7 protein-coding genes are annotated in these 20,712 nt (G+C 72.8%); 6 read left to right on the top strand and 1 reads right to left on the bottom strand.

Features of this window, described 5'->3' with window-relative positions; all coding sequences use genetic code 11:
* Nucleotides 1-59 precede the first annotated feature (59 nt).
* Together ACFVUT_RS35655 and ACFVUT_RS35650 are read left to right on the top strand one after the other, a co-directional pair.
* Nucleotides 60-8,570, top strand: a complete 8,511-nt coding sequence (locus tag ACFVUT_RS35655; RefSeq protein ID WP_389660009.1) for a type I polyketide synthase — start codon at nucleotides 60-62, stop codon at nucleotides 8,568-8,570.
* A 10-nt stretch (nucleotides 8,571-8,580) separates the two neighbouring features.
* Nucleotides 8,581-13,986 carry an SDR family NAD(P)-dependent oxidoreductase gene (locus ACFVUT_RS35650; RefSeq protein ID WP_389660006.1) on the top strand — a complete coding sequence of 1,802 codons (5,406 nt, stop codon included), beginning with the start codon at nucleotides 8,581-8,583 and terminating at the stop codon, nucleotides 13,984-13,986.
* Nucleotides 13,987-14,170: 184 nt separating this feature from the next.
* Here the strand turns inward: ACFVUT_RS35650 and ACFVUT_RS35645 are convergent, their stop codons facing one another.
* Complete coding sequence (locus tag ACFVUT_RS35645) at nucleotides 14,171-16,066, bottom strand: beta-galactosidase (protein ID WP_389660003.1); 1,896 nt, start codon at nucleotides 16,064-16,066, stop codon at nucleotides 14,171-14,173.
* A 51-nt stretch (nucleotides 16,067-16,117) separates the two neighbouring features.
* Here ACFVUT_RS35645 and ACFVUT_RS35640 point away from each other — a divergent pair, with 51 nt between their 5' ends.
* The 4 genes from ACFVUT_RS35640 to ACFVUT_RS35625 all read left to right on the top strand — a co-directional run bounded on the left by ACFVUT_RS35640 (nucleotide 16,118) and on the right by ACFVUT_RS35625 (nucleotide 20,694).
* Entirely contained in the window at nucleotides 16,118-17,134 is a 1,017-nt protein-coding gene (locus tag ACFVUT_RS35640) for a LacI family DNA-binding transcriptional regulator (RefSeq protein WP_389660000.1), read from the top strand.
* Between the two features lie 239 nt (nucleotides 17,135-17,373).
* A complete protein-coding gene (locus ACFVUT_RS35635; protein ID WP_389659997.1) occupies nucleotides 17,374-18,696 on the top strand; it encodes a carbohydrate ABC transporter substrate-binding protein in 1,323 nt (440 codons plus the stop codon).
* A 232-nt stretch (nucleotides 18,697-18,928) separates the two neighbouring features.
* Nucleotides 18,929-19,789: a carbohydrate ABC transporter permease gene (locus ACFVUT_RS35630; RefSeq protein WP_389659995.1), complete on the top strand. Its 861-nt coding sequence runs from the start codon at nucleotides 18,929-18,931 to the stop codon at nucleotides 19,787-19,789.
* An 11-nt stretch (nucleotides 19,790-19,800) separates the two neighbouring features.
* A complete protein-coding gene (locus ACFVUT_RS35625; protein WP_389659992.1) occupies nucleotides 19,801-20,694 on the top strand; it encodes a carbohydrate ABC transporter permease in 894 nt (297 codons plus the stop codon).
* Nucleotides 20,695-20,712: the final 18 nt, after the last annotated feature.

The following is a 20,712-nucleotide window of genomic DNA, read 5'->3' as shown; positions in this document are numbered from 1 at the left end:
TCCGCATTTTGGGCCCGTGAAACAAGCCTTCTCATCAGTGCACCTTGTTGACTGTGAACATGAGACGGATTGCCGTGGTCGGGTTGGCTTGTCGGTTACCTGGGGCCGGCGACGGCCACGAATTCTGGAGGTTGCTGAGGAACGGGACCGACGCCGTACGGGAGGCCCCGGAGGACCGCTGGCGCGGCGCCGAACTCCCGCACCGCCGCGGCGGATTCATCGAAGGGATCGACCGATTCGACGCGGGGTTCTTCGGGATCTCACCGCGCGAGGCGGCCTCGATGGACCCGCAGCAGCGCTTGATGCTGGAGCTGTCCTGGGAGGCGCTTGAGGACGCCCGGATCGTCCCCGCCGACCTCGGCGGCGGCGACACCGGGGTGTTCGCCGGCGTCATGTGGGACGACTACGCGGCGCTGCAGGACCGCCTCGGCGCGGCCGGGGTCGGCCGGCACACGATGACCGGCACCCGCCGCGGGATCATCGCCAACCGCATCTCCCACCTCCTCGGCCTGCGCGGACCGAGCATGACCGTGGACACCGCGCAGTCCTCCTCGCTCGTGGCGGTCCAACTGGCGTGCGAGAGCCTGCGCCGCGGTGAGTGCGGGGTGGCCGTCGCCGGGGGCGTGAACCTGAACATCCTGGCCGAGACGACGCTCGGCGCGGTGCGGTTCGGCGGCCTGTCGCCGGACGGCCGGTGCTTCACCTTCGACGCGCGGGCCAACGGATTCGTGCGGGGCGAGGGCGGTGGCGCCGTCGTACTCAAACCGCTGGCCGCCGCGGTCGCCGACGGCGACGACATCTACTGCGTCCTGGACGGCGGCGCCGTGAACAACGACGGCGCGGGCGAGGGCGAGCTGACCGGCCTCACCGTGCCCAGCAGCTCCGCGCAGGAGGAGGTCGTCCGGCAGGCGTACCGCCGGGCGGGCGTCGCGCTGCGGGGCGTGCAGTACGTGGAGCTGCACGGCAGCGGCACGAAGGTCGGCGACCCGATCGAGGCCGCGGCGCTCGGTGCGGCGTTGGGGCGCGCCCGGCAGCCGGGTTCGCCGCTGCCGGTGGGTTCGGTCAAGACCAACATCGGGCACCTGGAGGGCGCGGGCGGCATCGCCGGGCTGCTCAAGGTGGCGCTGAGCATCCGGCACCGGATGCTGCCGCCGAGCCTGAACTTCGCCACGCCCCACCCGGACATCCCCCTCGACGACCTCGGGCTGCGCGTGCAGACCGAGTTGACGCCGTGGCCGGAACCGGACCGGCCGCTGGTGGCCGGGGTGAGTTCGTTCGGCATGGGCGGCACGAACTGCCACCTGGTGGTCAGCGAACCCCCGGCGAACGCCGCGGTGGGTGGCGGGGGTTCGGCGAGCGGCGGGTCCTCGACGGCCGGTGGGACCGTGGAGGTCGGCGGATCTGTGGAGGCTGCCGGGTCCTCAGGACCCGATGGGTCTGTGAAGGCTGCCGTGTCCCCGACGGCCGGTGGGTCCGTGGAGGCTGCCAGGTCCTCCGAGAACGGCGGGTCCTCGGCAGCCGGCGTGCCGTCCGAGGCGGGCGCGCTGGCGTGGCCGATCGCCGGCCGTTCGGGCGAGGCACTCCGCGCCCAGGCCGCCCGGTTGCTCTCCTTCGTGGACGAACGGGCGGATTCCGCCGCGGACATCGGGCTGTCCCTCGCCACCACCAGGACCGCCTTCCGGCACCGCGCGGTCGTGGTCGGCGACGACCGGGCGCAACTGCGCCACCGCCTCGCCGAGTTCGCGGGCGGCGCGGCCGTCGCAGGCGTCGTCGAGGGACAGGCGACGGCGGCCGGGAAGGTGGTGTTCGTCTTCCCCGGACAAGGGGCGCAGTGGGCCGGAATGGCGGTCGAACTGCTCGACTCCGTACCGGAGTTCGCCGAGTCGATACGGGCCTGCGAGGAGGCGTTCGCGCCCCACGTGGACTGGTCGCTGACCGACGTGCTGCGTGACGCGACCGCGCTGGAGCGGGTGGACGTGGTGCAGCCCGCGCTGTTCGCGGTGATGGTGTCGCTGGCCGCCCTGTGGCGCTCCTGCGGGGTCGAGCCGGCGGCGGTGGTCGGCCACAGCCAGGGTGAGATCGCCGCCGCGTGCGTGGCGGGCGCGCTGTCGCTCGAAGACGCCGCGCGGGTCGTGACGTTGCGCAGCCAGGCCCTCCTGGCGCTGTCCGGTGGCGGCGGCATGGTGTCGGTGCTGCTGTCGGCCGGTGAGGTGCGCGAGAGGATCGCCGAGTGGAACGGCGCGGTGTCGATCGCGGCGGCGAACGGCCCGTCGTCCGTGGTGCTCTCCGGCGACCCCGACGCGCTGGACGAGCTGGTCGCGCGGTGGACCGAGGAGGGCGTCGAGACCCGCCGGATAGCGGTCGACTACGCGTCCCACTCGCCCCAGGTGGAACAGATCCGGGAGCGGTTGCACACCGTGCTGGACGGCATCCGGCCGAGGTCCGCGCCGGTGCCGTTCTACTCCACGGTGACCGGCGGTCCGATGGACACCGCCGGGGTGGACGGCGCGTACTGGTACCGGAACCTGCGGCAGACCGTGGAGCTGGAGCAGGCGACCTCCGCGCTGGTGCGGGACGGGCACACGGTCTTCGTCGAGTGCAGCCCGCACCCGGTGCTCCTGCCGGCGCTGCGGGACACGGTGGAGCGGGCCGGGCTGGAGACCGGTGTGGTCACCGGCTCGCTGCGCCGCCGCGACGGCGGCCCGGCGCGGTTCCTCACGTCGCTCGCCGAACTGCACGTACGCGGGGTCGCGGTGGACTGGTCCCGCGTGTTCGGCCTGCGCGGCGCCCGCACGGTGGGTCTGCCCACGTACGCCTTCCAGCGTGAGCGCCACTGGCTCACCGAGACCGACGTCCGGGCCGCTGTCCCCGACACGGGGCCCTCGGAGTCCGCGGCGACCTCGGCCGTACCGTCCGCCGGTACGCCCGACGTGTCCCCGGCCGCTGCCCTCGCCGGGCCCGAGATGCTGGGGCTGGTGCGGTCGACCCTCGCGGTCGTGCTCGGCCACGCGGGCGGCGAAGCGGTGGATCCCGGCACGACGTTCAAGGAACTCGGGGTCGACTCCCTGTCCTCCGTGGAGATCCGCGACCGGCTGAGCGCGGCGATCGGGCTCGCGCTTCCGGCGGGGGTGCTGTTCGGCCACCCGACCCCGGCCGGACTCGCCGACCACCTGCGGACTCTGACGTCGGGCGGCGAGGAGTCCGCCGGCCCCGCCGCCGACACCCCGACCGACGAGCCGATCGCGATCGTCGGGATGGCCTGCCGCCTCCCCGGCGGCGTCGCCTCGCCGGAGGATCTGTGGCGGCTGGTCCTGGACGGGACCGACGCGATCTCGGAATTCCCCGACAACCGGGGCTGGGACACCGACCGGCTCTACGACCCCGACCCGGACCGGGCCGGCACGTCCTACACCCGGCACGGTGGCTTCCTGCACGACGCCGACCGGTTCGACCCCGAGTTCTTCGGCATCTCGCCGAGGGAGGCGCTGGCGATGGACCCGCAGCAGCGGCTGCTGCTGGAGACGTCCTGGGAGGCGCTGGAGCGGGCCGGGATCGATCCCGCCGACCGGCGCGGCGCATCCGTGGGGGTCTTCGTCGGGGCCATGGCGCAGGACTACGGCCCCCGGCTGCACGCCGCGCACGCCGAGTCCGACGGCTACCGGCTGACCGGCAGCACGATCAGCGTCGCGTCCGGCCGCATCGCCTACACGCTCGGGCTCCAGGGCCCCGCGGTCACCGTGGACACCGCGTGCTCGTCGTCGCTGGTGGCACTGCATCTCGCGGCGCAGGCCCTGCGCGCCGGGGAGTGCTCGCTCGCACTGGCGGGCGGTGTCGCGGTGATGTCCGCACCCGGCATGTTCGTGGAGTTCAGCCGGCAGCGCGGGCTGTCCGAGGACGGCCGGTGCAAGGCGTTCTCCGCCGCCGCGGACGGCACCGGTTGGGCCGAGGGCGCGGGGATCGTGGCGCTCGAACGGCTGTCGGACGCGCGGCGCAACGGGCACCGGGTGCTCGCCGTGGTGCGCGGCAGCGCGATCAACCAGGACGGTGCGTCGAACGGGCTCACCGCGCCGAACGGCGTCGCCCAGGAACGGGTGATCCGCCAGGCACTCGCCGGCGCCGGGCTGTCCACCGGGGACGTCGACGTGGTCGAGGCCCACGGCACCGGGACGACGCTCGGCGACCCGATCGAGGCCGACGCGCTCGCGGCCACGTACGGGCGCGACCGGGAGCCGGGCCGTCCGCTGCTGCTGGGGTCGCTGAAGTCCAACATCGGCCACACCCAGGCCGCCGCCGGGGTGGCCGGTGTGATCAAGATGGTGCAGGCGCTGCGGCACGAGGTGGTGCCGAGGACGCTGCACGTCGACGAGCCGACCCCGCACGTCGACTGGACCGCGGGGGCGCTGGAGCTGGTGACCGAGGCGCGGGAGTGGCCGGACACCGGCCGGGCGCGCCGGGCCGGGGTGTCCTCGTTCGGGATCAGCGGCACGAACGCACACGTGATCATCGAGCAGGCTCCGACGGAGCCGCAGCAGGACCTGGAGCCGCAGCCGGAGTTGCAGCAGGCGCAGGAGCCACAGCAGGAGCAGACGCCGGAGCCGGCGCGCGGGTCGGAGTCGGAGCCGGTGCCGGAGCCCGGTGCGCCCGCCGGTCCGGTGCTGCCGTGGACGTTCTCCGCGAGCAGCGAGGACGCGGTGGCGGCCCAGGCCGCCGACCTGCTGTCCTTCCTGGACGCGCATCCCGGGCTGAACCGGGCGGACACCGGGTTCTCGCTGGCCGCCGCCCGGTCCGGCCTGCCGCACCGGGCCGCCGTCGTCGGCGCGGACCTGCCCGCGCTGCGCCGGGGCCTGACCGCGCTCGCCGACGGCGGCGAGACACCCGGCGTGGTGCGCGGCACCGCGCAGGAGGCGGGCGGGGTGGTGTTCGTCTTCCCCGGCCAGGGTTCGCAGTGGACCGGGATGGCGGTGGACCTGCTGGACTCGTCGCCGGTGTTCGCCGAGACGATGCTGGCGTGCTCCCGGGCCCTCGCCCCGCACGTCGACTGGGACCTGTTCGAGGTGCTGCGCGACGCCGCCGCGCTGGAGCGGGTGGACGTGGTGCAGCCCGCACTCTTCGCGGTGATGGTGTCGCTGGCCGCCCTGTGGCGCTCCTACGGAGTGGAACCCGCCGCGGTGGTGGGCCATTCGCAGGGGGAGATCGCGGCCGCCTGCGTCTCCGGGGCCCTCGGCCTCGCGGACGCGGCGAAGGTCGTCGCCCTGCGCAGCAAGGCCATCCTGGCTCTGTCCGGCACCGGCGGGATGGTCTCCGTCGCACTGTCCGAGGACGCGGCCGCCGAACGCCTCGGCCGGTGGGCCGGCCGGCTCTCGGTGGCGGTGGTGAACGGTCCGGGATCCGTCGTGGTCGCCGGCGAACTCGACGCGCTGGACGAACTGGTCGCCGACTGCGAGGCCACCGGGGTGCGGGTCAAGCGGCTCCCGGTGGACTACGCGTCGCATGCGGCGCCGGTGGAGCGGATCGCGGACGAACTGGCCGCGGTCCTGGCCGGGCTGGCTCCCCGCCCGTCGGCGATCCCGTTCTACTCGACGGTGACCGCCGGTGTGCTGGACACCACCGGCCTGGACGGCGACTACTGGTACCGCAACCTGCGCCAACAGGTGCGCTTCGCCGAGACGGTCGGTCTGCTGGCCGAGCGGGGACACTCGGTGTTCGTCGAGCTCAGCCCGCATCCGGTGCTGACGGCGGCCGTGGAGGACGTGGCGGAGCACGCGGTCGCCATCGGCTCCCTGCGCCGCGAAGAGGGCGGCATCGAGCGGTTCCTGACCTCACTGGCCGAGGCGTACGTGCGCGGGGTGACCCCCGACTGGCGGGCCGTCTTCCCGGGCGCACGGCGCGTCGACGTGCCGACCACCGTGTTCCGGCGGCAGCGCTACTGGCTGGAGCCGGCCGCGGCCGGCGAGGCGGCGGACGTCGAGGCGGCGGGACTGGCCGCGGCGGACCACCCGCTGCTCGGCGCGGTGGTGGAACTGCCGGACTCCGGCGGTCTCCTGCTCACCGGTCAGCTGTCCGTGCAGGCCCAGCCGTGGCTGGCCGACCACGGGCTCGGCGACACGGTGCTGCTGCCCGGCACGGCGTTCGTCGAACTGGCGATCCGTGCGGGTGACGAGGTCGGCTGCGACGAGGTGGCGGAGCTGACGTGCGAGGTGCCGCTGGTCCTGCCGCCGCACGGCGGGGTCGCCGTACGGGTCACGGTCGGCGAGGAGGACGCGTCGGGCCGTCGTGAACTGGCCGTCCACGCCCGCCCGGCGGACGGTTCCGGCGGATGGACCCGGCACGCGAGCGGGGTGCTCGCCTCCGGCCGGGGCGAGGAGTTCGACCTGGCCTCCTGGCCGCCACCGGGTGCGACCCCGGTGGAGTGGGACGGCGGGTACGACCGCTGGACCGAACTCGGCTACCACTACGGCCCGTCGTTCCAGGGGCTGCGCTCCTGGTGGCGGCGGGGTACGGAGACCTTCGCCGAGGTCGCGCTGCCACCGGAGACCGAGGCGGACGCCGGCCGGTTCGGGCTGCACCCGGCCCTGCTGGACGCCGCGCTGCACGCCGCGGTCGCGGACGGTCAGGACTGCCGCCTGCCGTTCTCCTGGCAGGGCGTGTCGTTGCGGGCCACCGGCGCGAGGGCGCTGCGGGTGCGGATCACGCCGGACGGTCCGGACACGGTCTCGCTGCGGCTCGCCGACGGTACCGGCGCGCCGGTGGCATCGGTGGAGTCCCTGGCGCTGCGGCCGGTCCCGGCCGGTGGGCCGGCCGCCGGACCGCCGGACGCGTTGTTCCGGGTGGACTGGGTCGAGGCCCGCGTGCCGGAGACCACCGAGGACCCCCGGCCGTGGGCGGTCGTCGGTGCCGACGAACTCGGGGTCGGAGTACCGTCCCACGCCGACCTCGGCACGCTGGCCGACGCGGGACCGGTGCCCGAGGTGGTGTTCGCCGCGCTCACCGGGGAGGCCAGCGCGAGCGGCGCCCACGACGTGGCCGGCCGGGCGCTGCTGCTGATCCAGCAGTGGCTGGCGGACGAGCGGTTCGCCGGGTCGAGGCTCGTGCTGCTCACCAAGAACGCGGTGGCCGTGGAGCAGGTCGTGGAGCCGGTCGAGACGGATGTCCTCGGCGTGGCGGGTGCCGGGGCGTGGGGCATGGTCCGGTCGGCACAGCGGGAGCACCCGGACCGGTTCGTCGTCGTCGACCTGGACGGTCACGAGGCGTCGGTCGCGGCGCTGCCCGCCGTACTGGCCACCGGGGAGCCGCAGCTCGCGGTCCGGAAGGGACAGCCGGTCGTCCCCAGGCTGGCCAGGGTCGCCGGCCTGCCGGCGACGCGGCCCGACCTCGCTGCGGGCACGGTGCTGATCACCGGCGCCGGCGGCACCCTCGGCGGCCTGTTCGCCCGGCACCTGGTGTCCCGGTACGGGGTGACCCACCTGATGCTGACCAGCAGGCGCGGGCCGGACGCCCCCGGTGCGGCCGAACTCGCCGCGGAGCTGACCGAGTCGGGGGTCACGGTCACCGTGGCCGCCTGCGACGTCGCCGACCGGGACGCGCTGGCCGCACTGCTGGCGTCGATCCCCGCCGCGCACCCGCTGACCGGTGTCGTGCACGCCGCCGGGCTGCTCGACGACAGCGTGATCGAGGCGATGCGGCCGGACCAGCTCGCACGCGTCCTGCGGCCGAAGGTCGACGCCGCGCTGAACCTCCACGAGCTGACCCGGGGGCTCGACCTGTCGATGTTCGTGCTGTTCTCGTCGGTCGCCGGGGTACTCGGGCTGCCGGGCCAGGCGAACTACGCCGCCGCCAACGCGTTCCTGGACATCCTGGCCCAGTACCGCGCGGCGCGGGGCCTGCCGGCCGTGTCGCTCGCCTGGGGCCTGTGGGCGCAGGCCAGCGGAATGACCGGCCACCTCGCGGACACCGACCTGAGCCGGATGCGTCGCGCCGGCCTCGCGCCGCTGTCCTCGGCGGACGGACTGGCCCTGTTCGACGCCGCGGTCTCCTCCGGCGAGGCCCTGCTCGTCCCGGCCCGGCTCGAACCGTCCGCGGTACGGGCCCAGGGCGCGGTACCGGCGCTGCTGCGCGGTGTCGTCCGCGAGCGGATCAGGCGGGCGGAGGCCGCCGCGGGCAGGCCGGGCGGCGCGGCGTCCCTCGGCGACAGCCTGGCCCGGATGTCCGAGGCGGACCGCGAGGAGGCCCTGCTCGGCCTGGTGCGCGAGCACACCGCCACCGTGCTGGCACACGGCGCACCGGGCGCGGTGGATCCCGTCCGGACCTTCAAGGAGCTGGGGTTCGACTCGCTGACGGCGGTCGAGCTGCGCAACCGGCTCGGCACGGCGACCGGGCTGCGCCTGCGGGCCACGCTGGTGTTCGACTACCCGACGCCGTCAGCACTCGCCACCCACCTCGGGGCGGCGCTCGGCCCGGCACCCGGCCCGGCCGAACCGGTCGCGAAGCCCGCGCGCCCGGACCGTGAGCTGGACGGGCTGGAGCTCGACGAGCTCTTCGACCTCATCGATGGCGAACTTGGCATGTCCTGACGGAGGGTTTGTGAGTAACGAAGAGAAGCTGGTCGAGTACCTCAAGCGGGTCACGGCCGAGTTGCAGCAGACCAAGCAACGGCTGCGGGACGCCGAAGAGGGGAGTCAGGAACCGGTCGCCATCATCGGCATGGCGTGCCGGTACCCCGGCGACGTCGGCTCGCCGGAGGAACTGTGGCGGCTGCTGGACACCGGCGGCGACGCGATCACCGAGTTCCCCACCGACCGGGGCTGGGACATGGAGTCGCTGTACGACCCCGACCCCGACACGCCCGGCCGCACCTACACCCGGCGCGGCGGATTCCTGCGCGGGGCCACGGAGTTCGACCCCGAGTTCTTCGGGATCTCACCGCGCGAGGCGGTGGCGATGGACCCGCAGCAGCGGCTGCTGATGGAAACCTCGTGGGAGGCGCTGGAACGGGCCGGGGTCGGCTCCGCCTCGCTGCGCGGCGCCAGGGTCGGGGTGTTCGCCGGGGCGATGGCACCGGACTACGGCCCCCGGCTGCACCAGGCCACCGGCGGTGCGGAGGCGCACCTGCTCACCGGCACCACGAACAGCGCCGCCTCCGGGCGGATCGCGTACACCTTCGGCTTCGAGGGGCCCGCCGTCACCGTCGACACGGCGTGCTCCTCGTCCCTGGTCGCGCTCCACCTGGCGGTCCAGTCGCTGCGCCGCGGCGAGTGCACGCTGGCGCTGGCCGGCGGCGCCACGGTGATGTCCACCCCGGGCATGCTCGTCGCGTTCAGCCGCCAGCGCGGACTGGCCCCGGACGGGCGCTGCAAGTCCTTCGCCGACACGGCCGACGGCACCGGCTGGGCCGAGGGCGTCGGCATGCTCCTGGTGGAACGCCTCTCGGACGCCGTGCGGCTCGGGCACCCGGTGCTGGCCGTCGTGCGCGGCAGCGCGGTCAACCAGGACGGTGCGTCGAACGGCTTCACCGCGCCGAACGGACCGTCCCAGCAGCGGGTGATCCGGCAGGCCCTCGACGACGCCGGCCTGTCCCCTGCCGATGTCGACGCGGTCGAGGCGCACGGCACCGGCACCAGCCTCGGCGACCCCATCGAGGCGCAGGCGGTCCTGGACACGTACGGCCTCGACCGCGAACGCCCCCTGTGGCTGGGCTCGTTGAAGTCCAACATCGGGCACACCCAGGCCGCGGCCGGGGTCGGTGGCGTGATCAAGATGGTGCTGGCGCTCCGGCACGGGGTGCTGCCGAAGACCCTGCACGTGGACACCCCGTCGTCGCACGTGGACTGGTCGACGGGGACGGTGAACCTGCTGACCGAGCGGCGCGAGTGGCCGGTGACGGGCGCGCCGAGGCGGGCCGCGGTGTCGTCGTTCGGGATCAGCGGCACGAACGCCCACCTGATCCTGGAACAGGCACCGGCGGCCGAGGCGGCCGAGCCGGACGCACGAACGCCGCTGCCGCTCGTGCCGTTCGTGCTGTCCGGCAGGACTCCCGAGGCGCTGGCCGACCAGGCCGGACGGCTTCTGGCGGCTGCGGACTCCCTCAAGCCGCTCGACGCCGGGTTCTCGCTGGCGACCGCCCGGACGGCGTTCGAGCAGCGGGCCGCCGTGGTGGCGGGGGACCGGGACCAGCTGCGCGACGGCCTGCGGGCCATCGCCCGCGGCGGTACGGGTTCCGGTGTGGTGCGGGGGGTCGCGCACCCCGGCCGCACCGCGTTCGTGTTCGCCGGGCAGGGCACCCAGCGGTTCGGCATGGGCCGGGAACTGTACGCGGCGTTCCCGGCGTTCGCGGCGGCGCTGGACGAGGTGTGCGCCGGGTTCGACGGCCTGCTGGACCGTCCGCTGCGCGAGGTGCTGCTCGCGGAGGAGGGCCCGGGCGCGGAGCTGCTGGACCGGACCGGGTGGGCGCAGCCCGCGCTGTTCGCGGTCGAGGTCGCGCTGACCCGGTTGCTCGGCGCGTGGGGTGTGCGGCCGGAGGTGCTGGCCGGGCACTCGATCGGTGAGCTGTCGGCGGCGTTCGTCGCGGGGCTGTGGACGCTGGAGGACGCCTGCCGGGTGGTGGCGGCGCGCGGGCGCCTGATGGAGCGACTGCCCGAGGGCGGCGCGATGGTGTCGATCCAGGCGACCGAGGACGAGGTCGCGTCGGTACCGGCGGGTGACGAGGCCGGCATCGCCGCCGTGAACGGTCCGGAGTCGGTGGTCGTGTCGGGCGAGGAGGGCGCGGTGCTGCGTGTCGCCGAGCACTTCGCGTCCCTCGGCCGGCGGACGAAGCGGCTGCGGGTGAGCCACGCGTTCCACTCGCCCCTGATGGATCCGATGCTGGAGCCCTACCGTGAGGTCCTTGCCGGCGTGGAGTTCCACGAGCCGGTGCTGCCGATCGTGTCGACGGTCACCGGCGAGCCGCTGTCGGCGGAGTCGGTGTGCTCACCGGAGTACTGGGTGCGCCAGGTCCGCGAGCCGGTGGGGTTCGCCGCCGCGGTGCGCCGCCTGCGCGAGGACGGGGTCACCCGGTTCGTCGGCGTCGGGCCGGACGCCGCGGTGACCACGATGGCCGAGGGATGCTTCACGGAACAGGATCCGGCGGCGGTCGCGGTGCCGGTGCTGCGGGCCGACCGCCCGGAACCGGCCACCGTACTGACCGCGCTGGCCGCGGCGCACGTGCACGGCGTGGAGGTGGACTGGCGCCAGGTGTTCGCCGGGACGGGCGCGGCCCCCGCGGACGTGCCGACCTACGCGTTCCAGCGCGACCGGTACTGGATGGACGTCCCGGAGCGGGCGGGCGATCTGCGGGCCGCGGGCCTGGCCGCCGGGGAGCACCCGCTGCTCGGCGCGGTGCTGGCACTGCCGGAGTCCGGCGGGACGGCGCTGACGGGCCGGCTGTCGCTGGAGACCCAGCCGTGGCTGGCCGACCACGCGGTGTTCGGCCGGGTCGTCGTGCCGGGCGCGGCGTTCGTGGACATGGTGCTGCGCGCCGGCCGTGAGGTGGGCTGCGACCTGCTCGACGAGCTGATCCTGCACACACCGCTGGTGCTGGGGGAGCGGGGCGGGGCCCGGGTCCAGGTCGTGGTCGAGGACGCCGACGGGTCGGGGCACCGGGCGGTGTCGGTGCACGCCCAGCCGGACGACGGCGAGTGGGTCCGGCACGCCTCCGGTTCGCTGACCGACTCGGCCGGGCCGACGGAGTCCGAGGCCACCGTGTGGCCGCCGGAAGGGGCGGAAGAGGTCGCGATCGGCGACGTGTACGCCCGACTCGGTGCGCGTGGTTACGACTACGGCCCGGCGTTCCAGGGGCTGACGGCGTTGTGGCGGCGCGGCGACGAGGTGTTCGCCGAGGTCGCCCTGCCGCCGGAGCAGGCGGCCGACGCGGACCGGTTCGGCGTGCATCCGGCGCTGCTGGACGCGGCGCTGCACGCGGTCTGGTTCGGCTCCTTCGTCGACGGGATGGACGGTGCCGTCCTGCCGTTCGCCTGGTCGGGCGTGTCCCTGTCGGCGGTCGGGGCGTCCACGCTGCGGGTGCGGATGTCGCCCTCGGGGCCGGACGCGGTGTCGATCCGGCTCGACGACGCGGCCGGTGCGCCGGTGGCGTCGGTCGACACCCTGAGGTTCCGGCAGATGCCGGTGGCCGGGCCGGGCGAGCCCGCGGAGTCGATGTTCCGGGTGGAGTGGTCGGCCGCGCCCGCCGGGCCGTCGGCGGAACGCGTGCGGTGGACGCACGCGCACGGGCTGGCGGACGTTCCCGCCGACCCGGGGGTGGTGTTCCTGCGCTGCCCGGCCGGGCCGGACGCCCGGCAGGTCACCGGTGCGGTGCTCACCGTCGTACAGGAGTGGCTCGCCGACGAGCGGTTCGCCTCCGGGACGCTCGTGCTCGTGACCGAGGGAGCGGTCGGCGTCGAGCCGGGGGAGCCGGTCGACGGGCTCGCCCAGGCGGGTGTGTGGGGCCTCGTACGGTCGGCGCAGACCGAGAACCCGGGCCTGTTCGGGCTGGTGGACGTGGACTCCGGGCCGGTGTCGTGGGACGCGGTGGCGGCCCTGGTCGAGGAGGAGCCGCAGCTGGCGGTCCGGTCGGGCCGGGTACTGGTGCCCCGCCTGGTCCGGGCCGAGGTCGGCGACGGCGCCGCGCCGCCGGCGGCGTTCGGCACCGGCACGGTGCTCGTCACCGGCGGCACCGGCACGCTCGGTACGGTCGTGGCACGGCACCTGGTGGCCGCGCACGGGGTGCGGCGGTTGATGCTGGTCAGCCGCGCGGGCGGCGATTCCCCGAGGGGTGTGGAGCTGGCGGCCGAGCTGACCGCGATGGGGGCCGAGGTCGTGCTGGCCGCCTGTGACACCGCCGACCGCGCCGCGCTGTCCCGGTTGCTCGCCGGGATCCCGGCCGAGACCCCGCTGACCGGGGTCGTGCACGCGGCCGGTGTGGTCGACGACGGGGTGCTGACCGACCTGACCCCGCAGCGGCTCGACGCGGTGCTGAGCCCCAAGATGACCGCCGCGTGGAACCTGCACGAACTGACCCGCGATCTCGACCTGTCGGCGTTCGTACTGTTCTCCTCGATGTCCGGCCTGATCGGACCGGCGGGCCAGGCGAACTACGCGGCGGGCAACGCCTACCTGGACGCGCTCGCGCAGCAGCGGCGCGCCCAGGGGCTGCCCGGCGTGTCGCTGGCGTGGGGCATGTGGGCCGAGCGCAGCACGATGACCGAGCACCTGACCGACGTGGACCTGGTCAGGCTGGCCCGGTTCGGCGTGACCCTGTCCTCGTCGGAACAGGGCGTCGCCCTGATGGACGCCGCGCTCGGCCTCGACGAGCCGGTGCTGGTTCCGGTCGCGCTGGACCTGACCCTGGTGCGCGCCCAGGCGGACGTGCCCCCGATCCTGCGGCGGCTCGCGGGCCGGGAGGGCGTGCGGCGGTCACCGCGGCCGGTGGCGGCGTCCGCCGGCGCGGGCTCCGTGGTGGACCGGCTGGCCGGCCTGCCGGAGGACGACCGCTACGAGATCCTGCTCGACCTGGTGTGCACCCTGATGGCCGACGTGCTCCAGTACCCGAAGGGCCGGTCGGTCGAGCCCGAGCGCGCGTTCTCCGACCTCGGGGTCGACTCGGTGTCCGCCGTGGAGTTCCGGAACCGGCTCGGTGCCGAGACCGGCCTGAGGCTCGCGCAGACCCTGGTGTTCGACCACCCGACCGCCGCCGCCGTCGTCCGCGAGCTGGTCCGTACGCTGGCCGCCCGCGCCCCGGTACCGACGGGTTCGGTGCTGGCCGAGCTGGACCGGGTCGAGTCGGTGCTGACCCTGTCCTCGGCGACCGGCCCGGACGGGGACGAGATCGCCGACCGGATCGAGGGCCTGCTGGTGAAGCTGCGTGCGTTCCGGGACTCCGCCGACCCGTCCGCGGCGAGGCTCGACGTCACCGACGCGACGGACGAGGAGCTCTTCCAGTTCCTGGACGGCAGCTGAGCCCGGATCCTGCGGCGCCGCCCACCGCGCCCCCGATGGCTCGAAAGAGCCGCCGGGGGCGCTGAGCGTCCCCGGCGGCAATCGACAACCCCGTGGCCGCCCGGGGCCGGTCGCCAGGCCACGACGGCCCTCTTGGGCGGAGGTCACGACGGCCCTCTGGGGCAGAGGTCGCGACGGGCGGAGGTCAGTCGAACTCCTCCACGTACTCCTCCGGCGGGCCCAGTTCCGGCCGGTCCCGGAGTTCCAGGATCCCGCCGAGGCGTTCCAGTTCGAGGACGGTGACGGTGTTGGCGCCCGCGCGCAGCAGCGGTGCCGGGCAGTACAACGTGACCTGGGGACCGATCTCCCAGTGGCGGCCGAGCAGGAAGCCGTTGACCCAGACGAGGCCGTGGCAGGAGCCGGGCAGCGCGAGGAAGGTGTCCGCGGGGGTGTCGACGTGGACTTCCGCGACGGCGAACCCGGCGGACGTGGTCGCGGGAGCCGACTCCGCGGACACGGCCGCGGGGCCTGCGGCGAGCGCGTCGGACAGTTCGGCCTCGGACCACTCCTGGAGTGCGAGAGGGGTGTTCTGCCAGCCCTGCACCATGCGCCGGTCGACGAGGACCGGGCCGAGCAGGCCCTTGTGCCGGCCGACGCCCGGGCCGTAGTTGACCCGGCCCAGGTTCTCGACCAGGACATCGAGGCGTACGACCTCGCCGGTTCCGGGCACGGGCAGTTCCGGGGAGTCGGGATCCACGACGCCGAGGAGGGCGCCGTCGACGAAGACCAGGGCCCGGTCGCGTACGTCGGTGAACAGCAGCCGGTGCTCGCCGGCGGGGATGCGCGGGTGGGCGGTGTGCAGGACCATGCCCGCGTCGAGCCCGAGCTGTTCGAACGAGGCGGGGCGCGGGGAGGTCGTGGTCCTCGCCGGTACGGCGCGCAGGGCGGCGAGCAGATCGGCGCGGTGGACCAGCGGGACGCTGGTGGGCGGCAGGGTCGGCATCCGCTCGGGCGAGCGGAGGGGTTCCTGTCTGCCCAGTGCCTCGCGCATCGCGAAGAACTTGGGGGTGAACCGGCCGTCCTCGGCGATGGGCGCGTCCGAGTCGTAGCTCGTGACGATGGGCTCCAGCCGGCCCTCGGTCTCGTTGGCGCCCGCCCACAGACCGAAGTTGGTGCCGCCGTGCGCCATGTAGATGCTGACGCTGCCGTGGTCGGCGATGATGCCGCGCAGGGTGTGGACCGCGCTCTCGACCCCGCGCACGTGGTGCCGTTTGCCCCAGTGGTCGAACCAGCCGTTCCAGAACTCGGCGACCACGAACGGCTCGTCGGGCCGTCGGCCGGCGAGGAGCCGCCGGGCGGCCTCCGGCTTGGAGCCCAGGGTGGCGGCGGTCAGGGTGCCGGGCAGGGTGCCGCCGTCCAGCATGAGTTCGGTGGGTCCGTCGGCGGTGAACAGCAGCTCGTCGATGCCCCGTCGGGTCAGGGCCTCGCGGTTCCAGCGCACATAGGCGTGGTCGTCGCCGTAGCTGCCGAACTCGTTCTCCACCTGGACGGCGACGATCGGGCCGCCCCGGGACGCCTGGAGCGCGGCCAGGCGCGGGATCAGGTCGTCGAACCAGTGGGCGACGGCCGAGGTGAACGCCGGGTCCGAGCTGCGGATGGCGAGGTCCTTGCCGGTGAGCCAGCTGGGCAGGCCGCCGTTGGACCACTCCGCGCAGATGTACGGGCCGGGCCGGACCACGACGTCGAGCCCTTCCTCACCCACTGTGCGGATGAACCGCTCCAGGTCCCGCCAGCCGTCGAAGCGCGGCGCCCGGCCCTCGTGGGGCTGGTGGAAGTTCCAGGCCACGTAGGTGTCGACCGTGTTGAGCCCGAGGTCGGCGATCCGGCGTATCCGGTCCCGCCAGAGGTCGGGATGGACCCGGAAGTAATGCAGTGCCCCGGACAGGATGCGGTGGGGAACGCCGCCTCGGTACAGGCGGCCGTCGCGCCAGGAGAGCACGGCGCCGTCGGCGCCGGGCGCCGTGTCGGTCGTGCTCCGTGGCTCGGAAAGTTGCGTCGTGGGCGACTCAGTCACGGAAGGAGAGTATGTTATCGATGACATGACTAACAAGCTTGGTAAGGTCCACTGATCGCCGTCGGGGGAGGGAGCGTCATGAACGAGGAGATCGTTCGGCCGAGGCAGCCGAGCATGGCCGACGTGGCCCGCGTCGCCGGGGTGTCGGCCCAGACGGTCTCGCGCGCGCTGCGCGGATCGCCGAACGTCAACCCCGACACCAACCGGCGCGTACTGGCCGCCGTCGAGCAGGTCGGATACCGGTTCAACAGCGCCGCCAGGGCGCTGTCCTCGGGGCGCAGCCACACCATCGGGCTCGTGCTGCTGGCCTCCGGCGGCTACTACTCGCGCTCGGCGGTGACCGCCGGTGTCGAGTCGGCGGCCGGCGACGCCGGGTACGCGGTGAGCATCGCGACCATCTCCGCGCTGGACGTCGGCCTGATGGAGCGTTCCCTGGCCAAACTCGCAGATCAGGGTGTCGACGGTTTAGTGATTGCCGTGCCGCTCATCTCGGTGACGCAGAAGATGGAGGACATCACCCGCGACATCCCGACCGTCACCCTCGACGGTTCGCGGACCGCGGGCGCCCGGGTGCTCGGCATCGACCAGATGGAGGCCGGGCGGATCGCCACGCAGCACCTGCTCGACCTGGGGCACCGCCAGGTGTGGCACGTCTCCGGGCCGGACGAGTGGATCGAGGCGCGCCAGCGGCGGCAGGGCTGGCAGGAGTGCCTGGAGGCGGCCGGGATCGAGGCGCCGCCGCCCCTGGAGGGCGACTGGTCGCCCGACTCGGGGTACCGGCAGGGGCAGATCGTCGCGATGATCCCCGAGGTCACCGCGGTCTTCGTGGCCAGCGACGAGATGGCCTTCGGGGTGATCCGCGCCCTGCGCGAGCGCGGTCGTGCGGTGCCCGACGAGGTGTCCATCGTGAGCGTCGACGACATCGCGCTGGCCGCGTACTGCACGCCGCCACTGACGGCCGTCCGGCAGGACTTCTTCGGATACGGCGCGGCGGCGGTCAGGCTGCTGCTGCAGGGCGACGCCACCGTCGAGGAGTCCGTGGTCAGCGCCACGCTGTCGGTGCGTGCCTCCACGGCCCCGCCGCGCCCGCAGTGAGTCACGTCTCGGTCATTTACTGAATCAGCCTGTATCCGACCCCTTGCGCACTCATGTGATCGATGCCATCGTACGCATCATGTTATCGGTGCCACCGTAACAATCCTGGGTCGTCCGACAGGGGGAATCCGGGATGCGGTGGCGTGGTGTCACGGCGCCGCCGCCTTCAACGGGGGCCGCGCCGGGCCCGCTCTACCGCACACGTCAGGTGGGCAACTGCCCACGGGAAGGACCCCCAAATGAGGCGATCGCTCGCCCTTGCAGGCACCGCGGTCACAGCGCTCACGCTGCTCGTCGGCTGTTCGTCCGGCACAGACGGCGCGGACTCGGGCAAGACGACCCTCAAGGTCGCCGCCCTCGAAGGCGGCTACGGCCGGGACATGTACACGCAGGTCATCAAGGCCTACGAGGCATCACACCCGGACGTCGACGTCCAGCTGCAGATCTCGAAGAGCATCGAGGACGAGATCACCCCGAACATGAAGGCCGGCAAGTACCCGGACGTCGTGGTGCTCGGCCAGGGCCGCAAGGCCGCCCTCACCGAGACCCTGGTCAAGGACAAGGCCCTCGAAGACCTCACCCCGGTCCTTGGGACCAAGGTCCCCGGCGAGGACAAGACCGTGGGTGACAAGCTCACCGACGGCATCATCGGCAACCTCAACACCAACCCGTACGGTACGGACAAGACGTACCTGATGCCGATGTACTACGCGCCGACCGGGCTCTTCTACAACCAGGGCCTGTTCGAGAAGAACGGCTGGAAGGTCCCGTCCACCTGGGACGAGATGTTCGAGCTGGGCGACAAGGCCAAGAAGCAGGGCATCGCGCTGTTCACCTACCCGACCGCCGGGTACCTCGACTCGTACTTCTACGCCCTGCTCGCCGACGTCGGCGGGGAGCCGTTCTACAACGACGTCATGACGTACAAGAAGGACGTCTGGAAGACGGCGAACGCCAAGAAGGCGCTCGACCTCACCACCAAGCTGCTGAGCTACGCCTCCAAGTCCACCGTCGGCTACGCCAACGAGCAGGACTTCACCAAGAACCAGCAGTCGATCCTCGACAACAAGGCGCTGTTCATGCCGAACGGCACCTGGATCACCGGTGAGATGGCCGACGCCCCGCGCGCCGACGGCTTCACCTGGGGTCTGACCACGCTGCCGGCGGCCACCGACGGCGGCAAGCGCTACCTGACCACCTCGGTCGAGTCGGTCTGGGTGCCCAGCGCCGCCCAGCACAAGGACGCGGCGAAGGAGTTCATCGCCTACCTGTACTCGGACGAGGCCGCGAAGATCTTCGCCAAGTCGAACGCGATCCAGCCCGTCGAGGGCATCGCGAACAGCCTGACCGGTGAGAGCGCCGAGTTCTACAAGCTCTACGAGGACTCGTCGGTCTCCGCGCTCGTCGGCGGCTTCGCCTCCACCGCGCCCGTCGAGGGCGTCGACATCAAGTCCACCCTCTTCGACACCGCCAACAGCATCATCAGCGGCGACACCACCGAGTCCAAGTGGCAGTCCGCGCTGAACGAGGCCAGCGAGAAGCTGCGCCAGGCGGGCAACTGACCGGCCCGGCGGCGACCCGCCTCGTCCGGGTCGCCGCCGGTGCCCCCAAGACCCGGGAGATCCTCTCGGCTCACCCAGGACTGCTTCGTACGACCGAAGGATCGGCACGGTGACGACCCTCTCCACCCCACCCCAAGGCTCAGCGGATTCCGCATCGAAACCTGAGCCGTCCGCCGGGGGCTCCCGGCGCGGCGCCACATCCCCGGCCCGCCGACGCGGCAACACCCGCTTCGTGCTTGCCTGCCTGCTTCCCGCTCTGGTGCTCTTCGCGGTGTTCATGGTCTACCCGACCGTGAACGTGTTCCGGATGTCGCTCTTCACCTGGAGCGGATTCTCGCCGGACATGAAGTTCGTGGGGCTGGACAACTTCCGCCACCTGATCGACGACAAGCAGTTCGTGCGCGCCTTCCAGAACACGGTCGCACTGTTGGTCGTGGTCACCGTGGTGACCATGGGCATGGGCCTGTTCCTGGCCGCGATCATGACCAGGCAGAAGCTGCGCGGCCGCAACTTCCTCCGGTTCGTCCTCTACGTTCCGAACGTGCTCTCGGTGGTCGTGATCGCGGCGATCTTCTCCGCCGTCTACGACCAGAACAACGGCATGCTCAACGGCACGCTGCGGCTGCTGTCCCTCGACGGCTGGCAGCAGGTCTGGCTCGGCAACCAGAAGATCGTGCTCTACTCCGTCGGGATCGCGATGGTCTGGCAGTCGCTGGGCTACTACATGGTCCTCTACATGTCGAGCATGTCGAGCATCCCCGAGGAGCTGTACGAGGCCAGCTCGCTCGACGGCGCCTCCAGCGGCCGGCAGTTCTTCTCCATCACGATGCCGCTGATCTGGCAGAACCTGCGCACCTCGCTGACCTTCTTCATCATGAGCGCGGTCAACCTCAGCTTCGTCCTGGTCCGCGCGATGACCGGCGGCGGTCCCGACAGCTCCTCCGAGGTCCTGCTGAGCTACATGTACAAGCAGGCGTACACGAATTCGTCGTACGGCTACGGCATGGCCATCGGTGTCGTCATCTTCGTGTTCTCGTTCCTCGTGTCGCTCCTGGTGAGCCGGGCGACCCGGCGCGAGCCCCTCCAGTTCTGAGGACAGGCACCATGACCGTGATCAATTCCTCCCGCCCGCGCGCCCCCCGCTCGCGGATCGGCCGCGTGCTCACCTACGCGCTCGTCATCGTCCTCGCTCTCGCCATCGCGGTGCCGGTCGTCTGGGTGCTGCTGGCCTCGCTGAAGAAGAAGAGCGAGTTCTTCGGCAGTCCCTGGACGCTGCCCGAGGGGCTGCGCCTGGAGAACTACGTCGACGCGTTCACCGACGCGCACATGGGCCAGTACTTCCTGACCTCGGTGTTCGTGACGGTGCTCGGCCTGGTCTTCGTCCTCGCCGTGTCCGTGCCGGCGGCGTACGTCATCGCCCGGTACGAGTTCCGGGGCAAGGGCATCGTGGAGATCGCCCTGCTCGGCGGGCTCTTCGTCAACGTCAACTACATCGTCGTACCGATCTTCCTGATGCTGGTCGACTGGGACAAGGCGCTCATCGACCTCTTCCCCGGCGGGCTCTTCCTCGACAACCCCGCCATGCTGTCGCTCGTCTACGCGGCCACGTCGATCCCCTTCACCATCTACCTGCTCACCGCGTACTTCCGGTCCATCCCGGTCGAGTACGAGGAGGCCGCGTCACTGGACGGCGCGTCCCGCTTCCGGATCATGACCCGGATCATGCTGCCGATGGCCCGCCCGGCGGTCACCACGGTGATCCTGTTCAACTTCCTCGCCTACTGGAACGACTTCATCATCTCGCTGACCCTGCTGCCCGGCGAGGGCAAGACGGTCCAGGTCGGCCTGCTCAACCTGTTCACCGCACAGAAGGCGGCGGCGGACTACGGGCGCCTGTACGCAGGCATGGTCATCGTCATCGTGCCCGTCCTGATCGTCTACGCCTTCATCCAGAAGCGGCTCATCGAAGGCATGGCATCCGGCGGAGTCAAGGGCTGACGGCCCCTCGCGGCCCAG

It is taken from the genome of Streptomyces sp. NPDC058051 (genome assembly GCF_042885475.1).
Taxonomy (GTDB): Bacteria; Actinomycetota; Actinomycetes; order Streptomycetales; family Streptomycetaceae; genus Streptomyces.
This window is presented reverse-complemented; position numbering and strand designations above follow the sequence as displayed.

What these genes read in the sequence shown, in the direction of transcription:
- ACFVUT_RS35625 (WP_389659992.1), top strand. Translation starts at nt 19,801, where the DNA reads ATGACCGTGATCAATTCCTCCCGCCCGCGCGCCCCCCGCTCGCGGATC.
- ACFVUT_RS35640 (WP_389660000.1), top strand. Translation starts at nt 16,118, where the DNA reads ATGAACGAGGAGATCGTTCGGCCGAGGCAGCCGAGCATGGCCGACGTG.
- ACFVUT_RS35635 (WP_389659997.1), top strand. Translation starts at nt 17,374, where the DNA reads ATGAGGCGATCGCTCGCCCTTGCAGGCACCGCGGTCACAGCGCTCACG.
- ACFVUT_RS35655 (WP_389660009.1), top strand. Translation starts at nt 60, where the DNA reads ATGAGACGGATTGCCGTGGTCGGGTTGGCTTGTCGGTTACCTGGGGCC.
- ACFVUT_RS35645 (WP_389660003.1), bottom strand. Translation starts at nt 16,066, where the DNA reads ATGTCATCGATAACATACTCTCCTTCCGTGACTGAGTCGCCCACGACG.